General features: G+C 65.4%; 18 protein-coding genes, 1 tRNA gene and 1 pseudogene. 9 read left to right on the top strand and 11 right to left on the bottom strand.

The features are described from left to right. Together ACVWY0_RS16220 and ACVWY0_RS16215 are read right to left on the bottom strand one after the other, a co-directional pair. On the bottom strand, positions 1-483 hold the full coding sequence (locus ACVWY0_RS16220) for an FHA domain-containing protein FhaB/FipA (protein WP_056342800.1): 483 nt from the start codon (positions 481-483) through the stop codon (positions 1-3). Then, a complete protein-coding gene (locus ACVWY0_RS16215) occupies positions 480-1,223 on the bottom strand; it encodes an FHA domain-containing protein (RefSeq protein ID WP_485837590.1) in 744 nt (247 codons plus the stop codon). Before ACVWY0_RS16215 ends, ACVWY0_RS16220 begins: the two co-directional genes overlap by 4 nt. Positions 1,224-1,554: 331 nt before the next feature. On the opposite strand from ACVWY0_RS16215, the gene ACVWY0_RS16210 reads away from it, so the two are divergent. Then, positions 1,555-1,637, top strand: a tRNA-Leu gene (locus tag ACVWY0_RS16210). Between the two features lie 158 nt (positions 1,638-1,795). After that, positions 1,796-2,251: a UPF0158 family protein gene (locus ACVWY0_RS16205; protein WP_485837589.1), complete on the top strand. Its 456-nt coding sequence runs from the start codon at positions 1,796-1,798 to the stop codon at positions 2,249-2,251. Here ACVWY0_RS16205 and ACVWY0_RS16200 read toward each other — a convergent pair. Further along, positions 2,240-2,944 carry a TetR/AcrR family transcriptional regulator gene (locus tag ACVWY0_RS16200; protein WP_485837588.1) on the bottom strand — a complete coding sequence of 235 codons (705 nt, stop codon included), beginning with the start codon at positions 2,942-2,944 and terminating at the stop codon, positions 2,240-2,242. The two genes, ACVWY0_RS16205 and ACVWY0_RS16200, sit on opposite strands and share 12 nt — an antisense overlap. A gap of 142 nt (positions 2,945-3,086) precedes the next feature. Between ACVWY0_RS16200 and ACVWY0_RS16195 the strand changes: the two genes are divergently transcribed. Both ACVWY0_RS16195 and ACVWY0_RS16190 read left to right on the top strand, forming a co-directional pair. Continuing rightward, entirely contained in the window at positions 3,087-4,514 is a 1,428-nt protein-coding gene (locus ACVWY0_RS16195) for a flavin monoamine oxidase family protein (protein ID WP_485837587.1), read from the top strand. A 70-nt stretch (positions 4,515-4,584) separates the two neighbouring features. Then, entirely contained in the window at positions 4,585-6,132 is a 1,548-nt protein-coding gene (locus ACVWY0_RS16190) for an APC family permease (RefSeq protein WP_485837586.1), read from the top strand. A gap of 12 nt (positions 6,133-6,144) precedes the next feature. Here the strand turns inward: ACVWY0_RS16190 and ACVWY0_RS16185 are convergent, their stop codons facing one another. The 4 genes from ACVWY0_RS16185 to ACVWY0_RS16170 form a co-directional block, all read right to left on the bottom strand. Beyond that, positions 6,145-6,849 carry a FadR/GntR family transcriptional regulator gene (locus ACVWY0_RS16185; RefSeq protein ID WP_485837585.1) on the bottom strand — a complete coding sequence of 235 codons (705 nt, stop codon included), beginning with the start codon at positions 6,847-6,849 and terminating at the stop codon, positions 6,145-6,147. 10 nt (positions 6,850-6,859) lie between these two features. After that, the gene (locus ACVWY0_RS16180; protein WP_485837584.1) at positions 6,860-7,987 is read right to left on the bottom strand and encodes an L-talarate/galactarate dehydratase; all 1,128 of its coding nucleotides are present in this window, start codon (positions 7,985-7,987) and stop codon (positions 6,860-6,862) included. Positions 7,988-8,083: 96 nt separating this feature from the next. Continuing rightward, positions 8,084-10,417 (bottom strand): putative bifunctional diguanylate cyclase/phosphodiesterase, encoded by a 2,334-nt coding sequence (locus tag ACVWY0_RS16175; RefSeq protein ID WP_485837583.1) that lies wholly within the window; start codon positions 10,415-10,417, stop codon positions 8,084-8,086. Positions 10,418-10,617: 200 nt separating this feature from the next. Continuing rightward, entirely contained in the window at positions 10,618-11,232 is a 615-nt protein-coding gene (locus ACVWY0_RS16170) for an AEC family transporter (RefSeq protein ID WP_485837582.1), read from the bottom strand. 40 nt (positions 11,233-11,272) lie between these two features. Between ACVWY0_RS16170 and ACVWY0_RS16165 the strand changes: the two genes are divergently transcribed. Next, a complete protein-coding gene (locus ACVWY0_RS16165; RefSeq protein WP_485837581.1) occupies positions 11,273-11,473 on the top strand; it encodes a hypothetical protein in 201 nt (66 codons plus the stop codon). Between the two features lie 10 nt (positions 11,474-11,483). Here the strand turns inward: ACVWY0_RS16165 and ACVWY0_RS16160 are convergent, their stop codons facing one another. Then, the gene (locus tag ACVWY0_RS16160) at positions 11,484-12,086 is read right to left on the bottom strand and encodes a DUF6919 domain-containing protein (protein WP_485837580.1); all 603 of its coding nucleotides are present in this window, start codon (positions 12,084-12,086) and stop codon (positions 11,484-11,486) included. 53 nt (positions 12,087-12,139) lie between these two features. Continuing rightward, the gene (locus tag ACVWY0_RS16155; RefSeq protein ID WP_485837579.1) at positions 12,140-12,745 is read right to left on the bottom strand and encodes a hypothetical protein; all 606 of its coding nucleotides are present in this window, start codon (positions 12,743-12,745) and stop codon (positions 12,140-12,142) included. A 157-nt stretch (positions 12,746-12,902) separates the two neighbouring features. Here ACVWY0_RS16155 and ACVWY0_RS16150 point away from each other — a divergent pair, with 157 nt between their 5' ends. Next, a complete protein-coding gene (locus ACVWY0_RS16150; protein ID WP_485837578.1) occupies positions 12,903-13,283 on the top strand; it encodes a VOC family protein in 381 nt (126 codons plus the stop codon). A gap of 172 nt (positions 13,284-13,455) precedes the next feature. Here ACVWY0_RS16150 and ACVWY0_RS16145 read toward each other — a convergent pair whose 3' ends face one another. After that, complete coding sequence (locus ACVWY0_RS16145; protein ID WP_485837577.1) at positions 13,456-13,860, bottom strand: DUF5997 family protein; 405 nt, start codon at positions 13,858-13,860, stop codon at positions 13,456-13,458. A 134-nt stretch (positions 13,861-13,994) separates the two neighbouring features. Here ACVWY0_RS16145 and ACVWY0_RS16140 point away from each other — a divergent pair, with 134 nt between their 5' ends. Then, positions 13,995-14,744 carry a LysR substrate-binding domain-containing protein gene (locus ACVWY0_RS16140; protein WP_485837576.1) on the top strand — a complete coding sequence of 250 codons (750 nt, stop codon included), beginning with the start codon at positions 13,995-13,997 and terminating at the stop codon, positions 14,742-14,744. Positions 14,745-14,816: 72 nt separating this feature from the next. Here the strand turns inward: ACVWY0_RS16140 and ACVWY0_RS16135 are convergent, their stop codons facing one another. Further along, complete coding sequence (locus ACVWY0_RS16135; RefSeq protein WP_485837575.1) at positions 14,817-15,152, bottom strand: hypothetical protein; 336 nt, start codon at positions 15,150-15,152, stop codon at positions 14,817-14,819. Positions 15,153-15,269: 117 nt separating this feature from the next. Between ACVWY0_RS16135 and ACVWY0_RS16130 the strand changes: the two genes are divergently transcribed. Together ACVWY0_RS16130 and ACVWY0_RS16125 are read left to right on the top strand one after the other, a co-directional pair. Beyond that, entirely contained in the window at positions 15,270-16,292 is a 1,023-nt protein-coding gene (locus tag ACVWY0_RS16130; protein WP_485837574.1) for a LacI family DNA-binding transcriptional regulator, read from the top strand. A gap of 111 nt (positions 16,293-16,403) precedes the next feature. Then, positions 16,404-17,081: pseudogene (locus ACVWY0_RS16125) on the top strand (ribulokinase); the annotation flags it as partial.

Below are 17,081 nucleotides of genomic sequence, written 5' to 3'. Positions count from 1 at the left end.
CTACGGCCTCAATTCGATGACCGTCTTGCCGATCCTCACGGGTACACCAAGCTCAACGGGCAGAGCCCGGGTAAGTTGCTGGTCGGCCAGGTAGGTGCCGTTGGTGGAGCCAAGGTCCTCGATGAACCAGCGGCTGCCTTGCGGGAACAACCGCGCGTGGCGGCCGGAGGCGTAGTCGTCCTCAAGTACCAGTGTGGCTTCCTGGGCGCGGCCCAACAGGATGGGGCTGGCGGCCAGCGGGATGGTGGTTCCCTTGAGCGGGCCTTCGGTGACCACCAGTTGGTGGGCCTGCTGCTTGAGCGGCTGCGGCGGAGCCTCGGCCAGTTCCGGGTTTTTGCGGACCTGACGGGCGGTGGGGGTGCCGGCGGCGGCTTTGCGGCCCACCATCAGGTCCCGGCGCATGGCCGAAACGATGCTGAAGATGAGGACCCAGAGCAGGATCAGGAACCCAAACCGCAGGGCAGTGATGGTCAGGTCGCTCATGGGCGGCCCCCAGGGTTGGCGGGAAGCAGGCGGAAGATGATCTTTGTCCGTCCCATTGTGATGGTGGAGCCGTCGGTCAGTTCGGTGCTGCCTGCCAGTTTATGGCCGTTGACATAGCTGCCGTTAGTGGAGCCGAGGTCCACAGCGCTGGTGACGCCGCTGGCGGTGCGGATCTCGAGGTGGCGGCGCGAGACGCCGGTGTCGTCAATCAGGATGTCGGCCTCGGAGGACCGGCCCAGGACGATGGAGGGGGCATTGAGGGAGTAGCGCTGGCCGTCGATGTCCAGGACGGGCTGCAGCCGTACGGGCGGGCGGCTGGGGGCTGCCGGCAGGTTGGGCCTGGCCGAGGAGACTCCGGGGCCGGCTTTGGACTTCTCAGTGGAGGAGACGATTTCGAAGTCCCCAGCGCGCAGCTCCTCGGAACGGCGGAAAGAGATCCGCACCGAGCCCTGCAGGGTGTAGCCCTGGCTGCGGACGTGGTTGATGACGACGTCGCAGAGTTCTTCGGCCAGCGGCGTGCCCCAGTCCTGTGCCCTCCTGAAGTCGTCGTCACTGAGTTGGACGTCGAAGACATTGGGGGCCAGTGTGCGGCCGGCGGCGATGGTGAGGGCTTTGTTGTCCACCTCGCGGCGGAGCCGGCTGGCGATTTCCACAGGTTCAACCTGGGCGCGCGAACCGGTGGAGAAGACACCGCGGACGGCTTTTTCGATGCCGCGCTCGACCTTGTCCAGCAATCCCATGGTCCTTCTCCTTTCCCCCCGACTGCGGGGCAGTTTTCGTTCCAGAACTCAGCCAACAATGCAGTTCAGGACCCAGCGGCCTGCCTGGCAATGGCAGGCACTACTACATCAGATACTACTGGGCAGGCCTGTGAATGACCTTAATCCACGACGGCCGGGCCCCCGGAAAAGTTCGCTAGGGGTTCCCTGCCGGCCCCCTCCCGGCGGGGAATTTGACCCCTCCCGAGGCTCAATTGGTGTTTTGCCGCCGATGTCCGTTATGCTTGATCTCGCTGCTTTTACAAGGTTGCGGATCCGGGAAACCGGCCGTAATTCATGGAAAAGAAGTTGCGCGCGAGTGGCGGAACGGCAGACGCGCTGGCTTCAGGTGCCAGTGTCCGAAAGGGCGTGGGGGTTCAAATCCCCCCTCGCGCACGCAATCAAGGAAACCCCGGTCTTCGGACCGGGGTTCCTTTCTTTAACGCTTGGGCGGTCCTTAACGCTGGGCCGGCCGAATCCGGCATGCCGCGGGCGTAACTGTGGGTATAGCATGCGAGTGACACCCGCTGGATCATGCGGCCGGAGGACTGCTCATGCTGACATTGGACGCAATTGATCTGGAAATGCTGCAACTCGCCCTCGATTCCCCGTCCGACTGGGATTCCAGGTACTGGTTCGACCCCCGCACGGGAGAGACCAACCTCTGGCTAAGGGACTCGCTTGACGAAGCCGAAGAGTCCGAGGAAGATCTCGAAGCAGCTGGCGCCATCGTGGTGGAACCGATTAGACCGTATGAGGCCTACCGCGACATGGAATTGTTCATTGCGGATGTGCGGGATGAACGCGCCAAGGACCTGCTCTGGCGCGCAATAGACGGCAAGGGAGCATTCCGGCGTTTCAGGAACACGCTCACAGAGTTCCCCGAGCTTCAGACCCTATGGTTCTCATTCCATGACCGAGCCATGCGGCGGCGCGCCATAGAGTGGCTGGCGGAATCTGGTGTGGTGGAACAGGATGAGGCTGAGAACGCCCTGCGCCTACTTCCGTAACGCCCCGAAGCCCGCAATGAGGGCCTCAAGCCCCAGGCTGAACGCCACGTCCGCAGGTTTCTCGTGCCCCTGCGCGGCCAGGCTCCGGACTGCTCCCGTGAAGCTCGGCGTCGACTCCGCCATGCTGCCGGATTCGAAAATGTCGGCGGGGGCCGTGACGTCGTAGGCGGATCCGAAGATGAAGGATTCCAGGGCCACGATGGCGGACACGATCCGCTCCTCCGGGAATCCGGCCGCCCGGAATCCGGCGCTGACGGTCTCATACATGGCGAGGGTCTGCGGGGCGTCAGTCACGGGAAGTACTGCGATGACGGGAATCAGGGGAGTGTGCTCCGCGAAGACGTCCCGGTAACTCCAGGCCCATTTCCGCACCGCGGACTCCCAGGGTTCCGCCGCGAACGCGGTCACGTCCACCAGGGCAGTCAGGTGGTCTTCCACGAGGAGGAGCACGTCCCGCTTCGATTCCACATGGTTATAAAGGGCCGACGGCGCCACGTGAAGTGAGCGGGCCAGTGCGGCCATGGTGAGACCGTCGTAGCCGTTCTTGCCGATCAGCCGCAGGGCTGCTGCCGTGATGCCCGCCTGGTCCAGGACAGCCGCGGCGGGCCGCCCCACGCGGCGCCGTGCCGCACCGGTTTGCGGCACGGGTTCGCGTTCCGTGGCAGTTCGTGAAGCGGCTGGTGATGCCGGCATTGCTGGCCTTTCTGCGGGCAGATGTCTCCAGCATTATTCCACCCGGTTCTTCCTCGCGGACGGCAAAACGGCTATAGTTCTAATAAATGAATGGCATTCATTTAGTGGTTCGTGTCACTCGACCGGCCACAGAGAGGACATCATGCTGAATCTTGACCGTGACGTTGTGATCGTTGGCGCCGGACCCTCCGGGCTCACCGCTGCCCGCGAGCTGAAGAAGGCCGGGCTCAGCGTGGCAGTGCTGGAGGCACGGGACCGCGTGGGCGGCCGAACCTGGACCGACACCGTTGACGGGGCCATGCTGGAAATCGGTGGCCAGTGGGTCTCCCCGGATCAGACCGTACTGCTGGAGCTCCTGGACGAGCTCGGCCTGAAGACATACTCCCGCTACCGGGAGGGCGAGTCCGTCTACGTCGGCGCCGACGGAAAGAAAACCCGCTACACAGGTGATTCCTTCCCGGTGAGCGCAGCCACCGGGGCGGAAATGGACAAGCTGATCGGCATTCTGGACGGCCTCGCCGCGGAAATCGGCGCCACCGAGCCGTGGGCCCATCCCAAGGCCCGTGAACTGGACACCGTCTCCTTCCACCACTGGCTGCGCGCCAATTCGGCCGACGAGGAAGCCTGCAACAACATTGGCCTGTTCATCGCCGGGGGCATGCTCACCAAGCCCGCACACGCCTTCTCGGCACTGCAGGCGGTCCTGATGGCAGCCTCCGCCGGGTCCTTCAGCCACCTCACGGACGAGGACTTCATCCTGGACAAGCGGGTCATCGGCGGGATGCAGCAGGTGTCCCTGCTGCAGGCAGCGGAACTGGGTGCCGACGTCGTACTTAACAGTCCGGTGCGCACCGTCCACTGGGACGATGACGGTGAAGGCGGGCACCGCGTCAGTGTTGTTTCGGAGCGTGCCACCGTGAATGCGCGGTTTGTGATTATGGCTGTGCCGCCGAACCTCTACTCGCGCGTCTCGTTTGATCCACCCCTTCCGCGGCGGCAGCACCAGATGCACCAGCACCAGTCGCTGGGCCTGGTGATCAAGGTCCACGCCGTCTACAGCACGCCGTTCTGGCGTGAAGACGGACTCTCCGGCACTGGCTTCGGCGCCGGGTCGCTGGTCCAGGAGGTCTACGACAATACGAACCACGGTGATTCGCGCGGAACGCTGGTGGGCTTCATCTCGGACGAAAAGGCCGACGCCGTCTTCGAGTTGAGTGCCGCCGAACGGAAGCGCGTGGTGCTGGAGTCCATTGCCGGCTTCCTGGGGGATAAGGCCCTGGCACCAGGGGTCTACTACGAATCCGACTGGGGCTCCGAGGAATGGACCCGGGGCGCGTACGCAGCCAGCTACGATCTGGGCGGCCTGCACCGTTACGGCAAGGACCAGCACACCCCCGTTGGCCCGATCTACTGGTGCTCCTCAGACCTCGCCGCCGAGGGCTACCAGCACGTTGACGGAGCCGTCCGCATGGGCCAGCGCACGGCGGCGCGCATCGCGGCTGCGGCGGGTATTGCAGCCAATGCGGGCGCCTCCGGTGCGGAACATATGGCCGCGGCCGCCGTCGACTGAGCGCACCAGCACCAGCACCAGCAACAGCTCCAACCTATTCAGCGTCGAATGAACTACGAGAGGCAAGGCCATGAGTCCCAAAGAAGTGACAGCAGAGACAGCCAGCGGCGTGGACAATGGCCTTGCTGAAAAAGGCCTGAGCGGCAAGGGCCTGAAGGCCGGAGCGGTGGGGCTGGTGGGCGCCGTCGTTATCGGTGTTTCCTGCATCGCGCCGGCGTACACGCTGACTGCGGCGCTGGGGCCAACGGTATCGGAGGTGGGGGTGCAGCTGCCGGCGGTTTTCCTGGTGGGCTTTATCCCCATGATTCTGGTCGCGTTCGGCTACCGCGAGCTGAACAATGCCATGCCCGACGCCGGCACTTCGTTCACGTGGGCATCGCGCGCCTTTGGTCCGTGGATCGGCTGGATGGGTGGCTGGGGTCTGATTGCGGCCACCATCATTGTGCTGTCCAACCTGGCGGCCGTCGCCGTCGACTTCTTCTATCTCATGCTGGCCCAGCTGTTCGGGAACCCGGAACTGGGCGAGCTGAGCAAGAACCTGCCGCTGAACATCGCCACCACCCTGGTGTTCATCGCCCTGGCTTGCTGGATTTCCTATCGGGGCATGGAAGCCACCAAGGGCGTGCAGTATGTACTGGTGGCGTTCCAGCTGCTGGTGCTGGGCTGGTTTGCCGTTGCCGCCTTCAGCCACGTGGCCAACGGCTCGGCGTTTGATGCGACCGCCATTTCGCCGGACTGGTTTAACCCGTTCGCGGTCGGATCCTTCTCAGCCTTTGCTGCCGGGGTTTCCCTCTCCATCTTCATCTATTGGGGCTGGGACGTCACGCTGACCATGAACGAGGAAACCAAAAATCCGCAGAAGACTCCGGGGCGGGCGGCAACCGTCACCGTGGTGGTGATCGTCGCGATCTACATGACCGTTGCGCTGGCCACCCTGTCCTTTGCGGGCGTGGGCGAAACCGGCCTGGGCGCCGGGAATCCGGACAACCAGTCGAGCATCTTTGCCGTCCTCTCCGGGCCGGTGATGGGACCGTTCGCCATCCTGATGTCCCTCGCCATCCTGAGCAGTTCGGCCGCCTCGCTGCAGTCCACGTTTGTGTCGCCGGCGCGGACCATGCTGTCGATGGGTCACTACAAGGCACTCCCGGGCCGCTTCGGCAAGGTCAGCCCGCGCTTCAAGTCCCCGAGCTACGCCACGATCGCCGCGGGCGTTGCCGCCGCAGCCTTCTACGTCATCACCCGGACCACCTCGGAAAACGCGCTCTGGGACACCATCACGGCGCTGGGCATGATGATCTGCTTCTACTACGGCATCACAGCCCTGGCATGCGTCTGGTTCTTCCGGGCCCAGGCGTTCAGCAATGGCCGCGCCTTCTTTTTCAAGTTCCTGGCGCCGCTGCTGGGCGGAGTCATCCTGCTGGTGATGTTCTTCAAGACCGCCGCCGATTCCATGGACCCCGGGTACGGCTCCGGATCATCGGTGGGCGGGCTGGGGATGGTGTTCATCCTGGGCATGGGCGTGATCCTGCTGGGCGTGGTGATCATGCTGGTGATGTCCAGGCTGCGGCCCGAGTTCTTCAACGGGCAGGTGCTGGCCCGCGGCCGCGAGGAGCGCTGAGTGCGGGCGGTGCTAAGCGGGCGGGCGTACCGAAGCCTTGAACCGCCGTCGGGAATTTGCGAGGTGGCTGCGCATGGCGGCCGAGGCGGCGGTCTCATCGCCGTCGGCGATGGCGGCAGCGATGGACCGGTGCTCGTGCACCACCTGGTCAAAGTGGTCCCGTGCGTAATGTTCGACGCCGGTGAGCAGCCGGGTGCGCGGCATCGCGATCATCGTCTGGCCCAGGGCGGCCAGGCAATCTGAGTAGAAAGGGTTGCCGGAGGCGGCCGCGATGGCGCGGTGGAACTCGAAGTCGGCCTTCATGGCGTGGCCGGGGTGGTCGGCGCTGGCGGCGAACTGTTCCAGGGCAGCACTGACGGCCCTTAGCCGGCGGTCTGAGTGGTTGCGGGCGGCTAGGGCCGCAGCTTCGGTCTCGACGCCCAGCCGGAATTCCAGCAGGTGGAGGCGGTCTTCGATGCTGGCGACGGGTCGGCTGCCTGGGACTGGCTGGGGGCCCTCGTCGGGCGGGGTCAGCGCGAAGCTTCCCCGCCCGCGTTCGGTTTCCACCAGCCCTTCGGCCTGGAGGCGCGTCAGTGCCGAGCGCACCACAGTGCGGCTGACGCCGAAGTCGACCATCAGCGCGTTTTCGCTGGGAAGCTTGTCGCCGGGCTGGATGACGCCGTCCACGATGCGGGTGCGAAGGTCGGCGGCGAGGTCCGCGGTCAGGTTCCGGCTCATGCGTTCAAGGTTACGCGCCGAACTCCACGGACTCGGTGGTCCAGGCGCGGGCCTGGTCACTGAGGGTCACGCCCAGGCCGGGACGGTCCGGGACCAGCATGCGGCCGTTTTTGGTTTCGAGGCGCTCGTTGAACAGCGGGTCAAGCCAGTCGAAGTGCTCCACCCACGGTTCCCGCGGGTACGCCGCGGCGAGGTGCAGGTGGATCTCCATGGCAAAGTGCGGCGCCAGGCCAAGCCCGCGTTCGTCCGCGAGGGCGGCGAGGCGCAGGAACTGCGTGATGCCGCCGACGCGGGGTGCGTCCGGCTGGATGATGTCGCAGCCGTTGGCGGTGATGAGGCCCTTGTGCTCGGCCACGGACGCCAGCATCTCGCCGGTGGCGATGGGGGTGTCCAGGACGTTGGCCAGGTGCGCGTGGCCCTCAAAGTCGTAGGCATCCAGCGGCTCTTCGATCCAGATGAGGTTGTACTGCTCCAGCTGGCGGCCCATGCGCAGGGCGGTGGCCCGGTCCCACTGCTGGTTGGCGTCCACCATCAGGGGAACATCCCAGCCGATGTGTTCGCGGATGCCGGCCACGCGGCGCAGGTCTTCGGCGGAATCGGGCAGGCCGACCTTGATCTTTATGCCGCCGATGCCTTCGTCCAGGAGTACGGTGGCGCGGTCCTTGACCTCTTCCAGGGAGGCGTTGAGGAAGCCGCCGGAGGTGTTGTACGTCTGGACGGAGTCCCGGTAAGCGCCCAGGAATTTGGCCAGCGAGAGGCCGGCGCGCTTGGCCTTGAGGTCGTAGAGCGCGATGTCGATCGCGGCCAGGGCCTGGGTGGCCACACCCGAGCGGCCCACGGAGGCGCCGGCCCAGAGCAGCTTGGTGTAGATCTTGCCGATGTCGTTGGGGTCCTCGCCGAGGAGTCCCTGCGCGACCTCCTTGGCGTGGGCGTACTGGGCGGGGCCGCCGGCGCGCTTGGAGTAGCTGAATCCGATGCCGCTGTGGCCCAGTTCCGTGGTGATCTCCGCGAAAAGGAACACCACTTCGGTCATGGGCTTCTGGCGGCCGGTGAACACCTTGGCGTCGCTGATGGGGACGGCGAGCGGCAGCCGCGCAGTGGAAAGCTTGACGTGCCGGATGACATCGACGGTACTCATGGTTGCTCCTCAAAGCAGGCTGTCCGGGCTGCATTGCCCTCTACTTAGAGCACAAGTATCAAACTTGTATCACAAGCATGTCGGCCACCTGCACTGTCACGGTGTGCGGCGCGCGCCTTCGGCAGTCCGGTCAGGATGCAGAATGGAAAACGGGCCCGTCTGTGGTTGTTGGCGGCGGTCCGCGAGCCATGCGTCCAGTTCCGTGGCGGGAACGGGCTTTGACATGAAGAAGCCTTGTGCCACGTCGCAGCCATAGTCGCCGAGGGCGCGGTATGCGTCTGCGTTTTCCACGCCTTCGGCGGTCATGCCGAGTCCGAGGCTGTGGGCCAAGTCAATGGTTGAAACTACCAGAGCCATGGCGCGGGAGTCTTCGGTCATGGACAGGATAAACGACTTGTCGAGTTTGAGTTCGTCGATGGGGAGTTCCCGCAGGTAGGACAGGGAGCTGTAGCCTTTGCCGAAGTCGTCGACGGCGATCCGGACGCCCATGTCGCGCAGCGTGGCCAACACCCTGCAGGCGCGGTCGCGGTCAGCCACCAACAGGTCTTCCGTGATCTCCACTACGAGGACGGAGGGTGATAATCCGCGTGCGGAGGCCATCGCGTCAATCTGGGCCGGCAAGCCCGAGTCGATGATCGAAGGTGCGGAGAGGTTCACTGCCACGGTCAGCGGCTGGCCCTCTGCCGCCCAGGCTGCCGCTTGGTCCATGGCCTTGCCCAGGACGACGCCCGTCAGGCCCGGCATGAGTCCGGCTTCCAAGAACCGTTGAAGAAAATCATCGGGCTCCAGAAGCCCCAAGTCCGGATGCTGCCAGCGGACGAGGGCCTCCACGCCGCGGACGTCCCCCGTGTCGAGATCGATCTTTGGCTGGAAGTGCAGGAGCAGCTGGTCCTCACTCAAAGCGTCCTTCAGCGTCTGCAGGGGGTGGGCCTGCGTTAGGCCGGAGGTGACCTCGCCGCCGTCGTAAACGAAGTGGCCGCTATGCATCGACTTGGCCTTGTACATCGCCATGTCAGCCCGACGCAGCAACATCGTCAAATCCTGCCCTTGGTCCGGGTGACACGAAATGCCAATGCTGGCATTGACGTGCACCGTGACACCGCCCAGATCATACGGTTCGGCCAGCGCCGCCCTCAACTTCACGGCCACAGCCCGTGCCTCGTCAACACCGCAGTTATCGACATGAATGACGAATTCGTCGCCTCCCATTCGCGCCAGCAGGTCAGCAGACCGAAGCTGCCCGGACAGACGCCCGGCGACCTGGGTGAGGAGTGTGTCGCCCACGTCGTGGCCGAGGCTGTCGTTTATCTCCTTGAACTTGTCGAGGTCCAGCAGAAGCACCGCACTACGGCGTCGCCCGCTTGAGGCAAGACGGCTCGGCACCTCCGTGTAGAGGGCCCGCCGGTTCGGAAGCCCGGTCAGCTCATCAGTTCGAGCCTGATGCCGCATGTCGGCCAGCCGGATCCGCTGCCGGAAAACCAGCGGCAGCGCCGCCAGCGCCAGAGTCAAGCTGGCCAAGACAACAGCGACCAGGACCACGCGCACCTGCGTTCCCAAAATCAAAACAAACAGACTCGCTACAGTCGCCAGGGCAGGAACAGACTGGGACGGAACCGCCAAGGTCTCCCTGCCCAACGGCTCATTGCGGCCCTGCATAACAACCCAGGCGCCGATCACGGCGAGGCCCAGCGCCCATGAAGCGTCTAGGGGGGTTCCGACGACATAGACACTGTTTAACTCCAGCAGTGCATAGACGATGTCGGCGCCGGTAAAGGTGAGCAGTCCCAGGACCAACAGGGCCCATCCCCGTCCGATGCTGCGTCCTGTGGTGGCTGCGATCCCAATCACCGCAGCCACCAGAAGGAGATCCAACAGGGGATAGGCGGCGCCGAGAGCCATGGCCAGGGAACGCGGGCCGTCGAGGACCGCGCTGAGGATGGGATCCAGAACCACCGCGAGAACGGCTGAAGCCCCCAGGGCCCCGACGACGGCGTCGAGGACGACGGGCCATGTCATGTCTGGCAGGCGACGCCGTATGACCACGGCCAGGGTGGCCAGCATGAACACATAGAAGCCCGTGTAGCCCACGTCGGCAGGGGAGGGCAAGGGCACATCCGCGCCGCCAGCAGACATTAGGACGTAATAAGTATCCCCCGCAGCCGTGCAGGATATTGCCCCTGCTGCGAGGATCATCTCCAGTCGCCTACGATTCGTGCGGTGAACCACCAGCCATCCGACCGCTGCGGGAACCCAGACCGTGAGCAGGGCAAGGAATCCGTCCACGAACGGGCTGAAGTCCTCACCCGGGCGAAGAGCAAGACCGACTGAATACACCCCGGCCACTGTCACGAGCCCGAGGCTCCACCACCGGGAACGACGCACGTCGATCCCGGTGACACCCGACCGACCAACGGGCTGTTCGGTAGTCATGTGATCTCCATCTAATTTGTCGCTTGTCGTCGCTATTCGAGGACAGGATTCGATCGCCGGAAATGAAGTCAATCGAGGGTTTGGGTCCACTATGCGGTAACAACGACGGAGGTCAACGCAACGACGCGCTGAACCATTCAGGGCCACTCGTCGGTCCCGCTTTTGGACGTCCGGTGGGAGCTGGAAGATCTGCCCCGTGGCTATCCCACCAGCCAGGCGACGGCCAGGAGCGCCCCCACGCTCAGCACGGTGGTGCACAGGATGACGTCGCGGGCCACCGTCATGCCGCGGCCATAGGGGGAGGCAAATAGGAACACGTTCTGGGCCGTGGGAAGTGACGCCATGATCACGCTGGCGAGGAGATGCTGTCCTTCCAGCCCGAAGACGAAGCGGCCAAGAACCCACACAATGAGCGGCATCCCTGCGACCTTGAGGAAGGTTGCCACGAGGGTTTCGGTCCGGCCGTCGTCCTTCTGCAGGGGGGGGGCACGGCCGGCGAGGGACAGGCCGAAGGCCAGTAGGACCATGGGCACGGCCCCGCCGGCCAGCATGTCGATCGGCCTCTGCAGCAGGTCCGGCGCGGTCCAGCCTGTCAGGGCGACCGCCACACCCAGCGCGGAGGCGATGATCATGGGATTGCCGAACGGCTGCAGCAGCATTCTCTTCCACGAGATTTTGGACCCGGAGACCAGCCCCAGGACGGTCAGGTAGAACGGCGCCATCACCAGGAGCTGGACCACGAGCACGGGCGCCACGTGCTGCGCCGTCCCCACGGCGTACAGGGGCATCGGTTCCCAGGGCGGCACGGATGTCACTGCCGGCAACCACCGTGAACAGCAGCGCCGGGTTGGTGACGTGGTAGGCGGTGCGGGTCAGCGCACCCTGGACCTCCGGCCCCAGGATCCGCAGCCGGGCGGCGAAATAGCCCACGGCAATGACGACGGAGACGATCAGGATTCCGAAAACAACGCCGCCCACAGTGCGCCCTTCTATTTAGCTGTTGGAAGTTCCGCACGGCCCGGCCTTGCGCTCAAAGCCGGAAACTCCGACGCCTAAATACCGTAGGCTACGGCGCGGCTTTCAGCGCGGCGAGGACGGCCGGCAGCAGCACGTCATTGCGGCCCCAGACCGGATCCAGGATTTCCACATACCAGGAGTCGGCGAGCAGGAGGGCCAGCGTTTCGTTGGTCTCCTCCGCCCAGTCCTGGATCTGCTCTTCCTGCACCGGAGTCTCGCTGGAGCCGAGGACGGTAACTACCTCGTCGCCGTCGAGCGTTACCGGGATTGCGGCGCTGCTGGCCTCGCCCGGGGCATGCGCAACAGTCACCAGCTCGGTCCGGGTGGAGAGGGCCAGGAGGTCCACGGCCGCCTCTGCACTGCAGAAGCCGGTGACGTACTGCCGCTGGGCGGAGTTGTCGGTCCGCAGGCCGGGCTGGGACTCCTTGGTGAACAGCCCGTTCCTGTTGAGGGCGGCAAGCTCGGTGGCGATCGGTTCTGTTTCGTCGTCGTAGCCGACCGTAAAGGTGGCGGCCTGGTATTCGCTATGGCCCTCCAGCCACCGCGCAGTCAGTTCCCCCGCAGCTTCCAGGGTGATGGCCTGCCGCCATGCCCCCTTATCCTCCAGGCGCCTGCCGAACTGGTCACGGATTTCCGCTTCTGTGGGTTCCATCCTCGGATGCTACGGCGCCCCGCCGCCGGACTCCAGTGGCGGCGACACAGCAGTTAACGTCCGCCGGCGGTGATTCCGGCAGGGATCCCGGCAGCACGTTCCGCCGCGGCGAGGGCAACGCCAAAGCGGACGACGGCGGGAGCGTACCCTTGGTGCGGCACCGCCCGCAGCTGCTCTGCCTCCTTCATGGCGCGGATCAGCGCAGACGTCTCGGGCAGCCGGACGTCCGTCATGGCGGGGTAGTCGATGCAGCTTGCAGGGTCCAGTTCGTAGCGGCTCCACCGGGCCAGGAGTGCGTCATGTTCAGCCTGCGCCGCAGTGTGAACGGGCCGGTCGAGTCGCAGCTGCCGGCGGCGTTCCTGCAACGCCAGGATCTGGGGGCTGCCCCGGTAGGCGGCCACGCCCGCCCCTGCGCCCAGCGCGGCGAGGACCACACCAAACCAGGGTGACGCGAGTGTGGGAATAAGGATCGCCGGAAGTGCCACGGCAGAGCCCATAAACACGTCCCAGAACACGGGGTCCGGGGCGCGGAGGGCAGGGTCCGGCGTCGAATGCCGGCGGACAGCCAGGACGGTGGCAGCCACCGCGCACACCAGCACTGCACCCCAGAAACTCAGCTGCAGCGCTCCAAACAGGACGGATTCTGCAAATGCCGGCACTGCGGCACCTCCCCGCGTCAGGCCCGGCCCAGGATTCCGGGTTGCTCCTTCCATTGCATCCCCTCCGGGCACCGGGGTCAATGGCTGGACCGGCTGCACGGGCGCGGTTTCCGGACTGGAGGTTTCCGCACCTGCTGCGGGCCGGTAGCTTGGGACCATGAGACTGAAAATGTGCAGCATCCATGTCCAGGATCCGGCCGCCGCCCACACGTTCTACACCGGGACCCTCGGGTTCGAGACACTCATGGTGATGCCTGAGCACAACCTCTTCATCATCAAGGATCCGGGCTCTGACGCCGCTTCGGTGGGTCTGCTGCTGGAGCCCAGCGACAATCCGATCGGTGCGAACTACATGAACGCACTGCACGACGCCGGGCTCGCGGCCATCACCTTCGGGGTTCCGGATGTGCAGGCCGAGTACGACCGGCTGGTGGCTGCCGGCGTGAAATTCCAGGGCGAGCCGTCAGAGGATCCGTCCGGGATCAGTGCAGTCTTCGACGACGGTTGCGGCAACTTCGTGCAGCTGCACCAGGACTGACGTTCCCGCGGGACTGACTTTCCCGGGCTGGCCCCCTCGCCAGGAACAGCTTCCCGCCAGGAACAACAGAGGCTTGTCCGTGGATCCGAATCGTCAAGGTTCGGATCCACGGACAAGCCTCTGAAAAGCGCAGGGCAACTCGGCCAGCGCAGGGCAACTCGGAAAGCGGAGGCTACACAGCCTGTTCGCGGGCCTTCTTGGCGTCCTTCTTGGCAGCCTCGTCCTTAACCCGCTGGGCTTCGGTGCGGACGGCGGCGTGGGTGGAGCGCTCGGTGACCAGCCATGCCGGGGGAGCCTGCAGCAGCGCGGTGATTTCCGCCGTCGTCAGCGCTTCCTCAACACCGCCGCGGGCCAGGCCGCTGATGGAGACGTTCAGCTTCTGGGCCACCACCGGGCGGGGATGCGGGCCGTTGCGGCGGAGTTCCGCGAGCCACTCCGGCGGGTTGGCCTGGAGTTCGGCGAAATCGGCGCGGCTGATGGTTGAATCCTGGAACTCCTGCGGTGTTGCCGGCAGGTAGATGCCAAGCTTCTTGGCAACGGTGGCCGGCTTCATGGACTGGGAGTTTGCAGAGGTCATGGTTCAAGGGTATCTGGCTGCTTGCCCGTAGGGCACCACCTCAGGACCAGTCCCGCACCATCTCTGTACCAGTCCCACCTCATCTCAACAACAGGTCCGGCATCGCAAGGCGGCGCGGGCGGTACTGTGAAGACGTGCCCGCAAACAATGAATCCCCGCAGAACGCCAGCCCCAACGAATCGCCGGAGCAGGAGGCGCCCCGCGTGCTCCGCTTCGCCTATGTGGCCGGCGTGACCCCGGGCAAGTGGATCCGACGCTGGGAAGAGCGCGTGCTGGACATCCCGTTGGAGTCGTTTATGTCCGACGACGGCGCCCAGCTTTCGGTATTAAGTGACGGTTCCGCGGACCTCAGCTTTGTCCGGCTTCCGGTGGAGCGCGAGGGCCTCAACGTGATCCCCCTGTATGAGGAGCAGCCCGTGGTGGTGGCGCCCAAGGGGCACGAGATTTCAGTGTTTGAGGAAGTGGCCCTGGCCGACCTCGCGGCAGAGACTTTCGTGGACGTCGCCGGCATGGGTGGTCCGGAAGCAGCCATGCAGGTGGTGGCGTCCGGTGCGGGCCTGGTGATCCTGCCGATGTCCGTGGCCAGGCACTTCAACGTCAAGGACACCGTGGCCCGCAGGCTGACGGGTGCCCCGGTCACGGAGATCGCCCTGGCCTGGCCCAGCGACTCCACGGACGACATTATTGAGGAGTTCATCGGGATTGTCCGCGGCCGCACCGCGGCGAGCTCCCGGCAGCCCTCGGCCCAGCAGGAGAAGCCCAAGAAGGAGCCGAAGCCGGACAGGCGCGGCCCCGCGGTCAAGAAACCGAAGGTGGCCCAGCGTTACGCGCCGAATCCGGACAAGGGCCGCGGCAAAGGCTCACGCAAAAAGGGCAAGCGCTAGCAATTCGGCCGGCGGTGCCGGCCAAATTGCCGAAGCTGCTGGCAAGGCCGGCGCTGCCGCCAAAAGTCGGAACTAAGCCGAGCAGGCTTCCGTCAGTGCGGCGACTGACTCAGCCGGCACCTGGTCTCCGGCCTCGGCGATCTGGTCCAACGGCGTCGTAATTTCCGCGGGCACACCGGCAGCGTCCGCGGCGGACACCAGCCCGCCCAGCAATGCCTTGTCCTGTACGCTGACCAGCCCGTCCTCCACCACGGTGCAGACCTGCTTCTTGACCTCGTCCGAGGCTGCGGTTGCCACTTGGGAGGCGGCATCGTTCGCGGCGTTTTCAGCGACTTCCTGGACCGACCCGCAGGCGGAGAGCAGGAGCATCAGGGGGACGGCGGACAGGGCGGCAAGGCGGCGTTTCATCACTTCAGCCTAACCGACCGCTGGGGTCGTGGTCCGCCGGCCGGCCCTGTGAAGGGACCACCCTGCTGTAACTTGATGTCACGCGGACGTGCCGCAAACGGAGGAAAGGCAACTCGCATGGGGAACAACAACGACCGGCGGCTGCCCCGGCTCGAAGACGTGGCAGCGCGGGCCAATGTTTCCCACCAGACAGTCTCGCGGGTGATCAACAACCATCCGAATGTCAGCGCGGCGACGCGGGGGCGCGTCGAGGCGGCGATTGCCGAGCTGGGCTACCGGCGCAACACGGCCGCGAGGAGCCTGGTGACCCGGCGCACCCAGACCATCGGCGTCCTCGCCTCCGAACTGGGACAGTATGGGCCGGCAAATACGCTGCTGGGCGTCCAGCAGGCCGCCCGGGAGGCGGGCTATTTCGTGAGCATCGCCGCGATCAAGGGGGCCGGGGCTGAGGCAATTTCCGATGCGGTGGGCCACCTGACGGACCAGGGTGCGGATGGATTGATTGTCATCGTGCCGCACGACGGGACGCTTGAGGTGCTGGAAGGCCTGAACCTGAATGTCCCGGTGATCGTAGTGGGTGAAGCCGGCCATGGGCAATTGTGCGGGGTGATGTTGGACCAGAAACTCGGAGCACGCCTGGCGGTGGCCCACCTGATTAGTCTTGGCCATCAGCGTATCGGCCATGTCTCGGGACCGCTGGACTGGATCGATGGCCAAGCCCGTGTTGACGGGTGGCGAGAGGAACTGGCGGAAGCCGGGCTCGGCGACGACCTCCTGGTCGAGGGCGACTGGAGCGCGGGCAGCGGGTACCGGATCGGGCAGCAGCTGGCAGAGCAGCGCAACGCCACGGCAGTGTTCGTCAGCAACGACCAGATGGCCCTGGGGCTCTTGCGGGCGTTCGGCGAGAAGGGCGTCCGCGTACCCGAGGATGTGTCCGTGATCGGCTTCGACGACCAGCCAGAATCCGCCTACTTTATGCCCCCGCTGACCACTGTCCGACAGGACTTCGAAGAACTCGGCAAACGCTGCATGGACCTGATGCGCGCCCAGGTCGAGGACGGCGCCGCCGGTGGCACCCTGGTGGTTGGCCCCGAGCTCGTGGTGCGCGCCAGCACCGCCGCCCGGCCGCGGATTACCTGAGGACCGGAGCCCCACTTGCGTAACGCGTCTGCATAATTTCCTTGACAGGTTCCTTGTTAGCGCTAACAATTGGAGGACTTCGCAATGCTGCGGAACGTATTGGAGGATTTGATGGACGTCTCAGTGGACGGAACCGAAAACTTTGTCATAGGCGTGGACTACGGCACCCTCTCCGGGCGGGCCGTGGTGGTCCGGGTCCGTGACGGCAAGGAACTCGGCAGCGGAGTTTTTGACTATCCGCATGCCGTGGTGACGGATGTCCTCCCGGCGGATGTCGCGGATGTAGCGGGCGCTGCGGGCGACGGCGCCGCCCGGCTTCCCGGGGAATGGGCGCTTCAGGTGCCCAATGACTACCGCGACGTCCTCCGCTACGCCGTCCCCGCCGCGATCGTCGACGCCGGGATCGACCCGGGCGCCGTCGTCGGCATAGCCACTGACTTCACGGCCTGCACCATGGTGCCGGTCAAGGCCGACGGCACCCCGCTCAATGAACTGCCCGGCTTTGCCAACCGCCCGCACGCCTACGTGAAGCTGTGGCGGCACCACGCCGCGCAGCCGCAGGCGGACCGGATCAACGTCCTGGCCGCCGAGCGCGGCGAAGCCTGGCTGCCGCGCTACGGAGGGCTCATTTCCTCCGAGTGGGAATTCGCCAAGGGCCTACAGCTGCTGGAGGAGGACCCCGAAGCCTACGCTGCGATGGACCACTGGGTGGAGGCCGCCGATTGGATCGTCTGGCAGCTTTGTGGCAGCTACGTGCGCAACGCCTGCACCGCCGGCTACAAAGGCATA

This window comes from Arthrobacter sp. UYNi723 (assembly GCF_054057635.1).
Note: the sequence above shows the minus strand (reverse complement) of the source record. Positions and strands in the feature narration are given on the sequence as shown.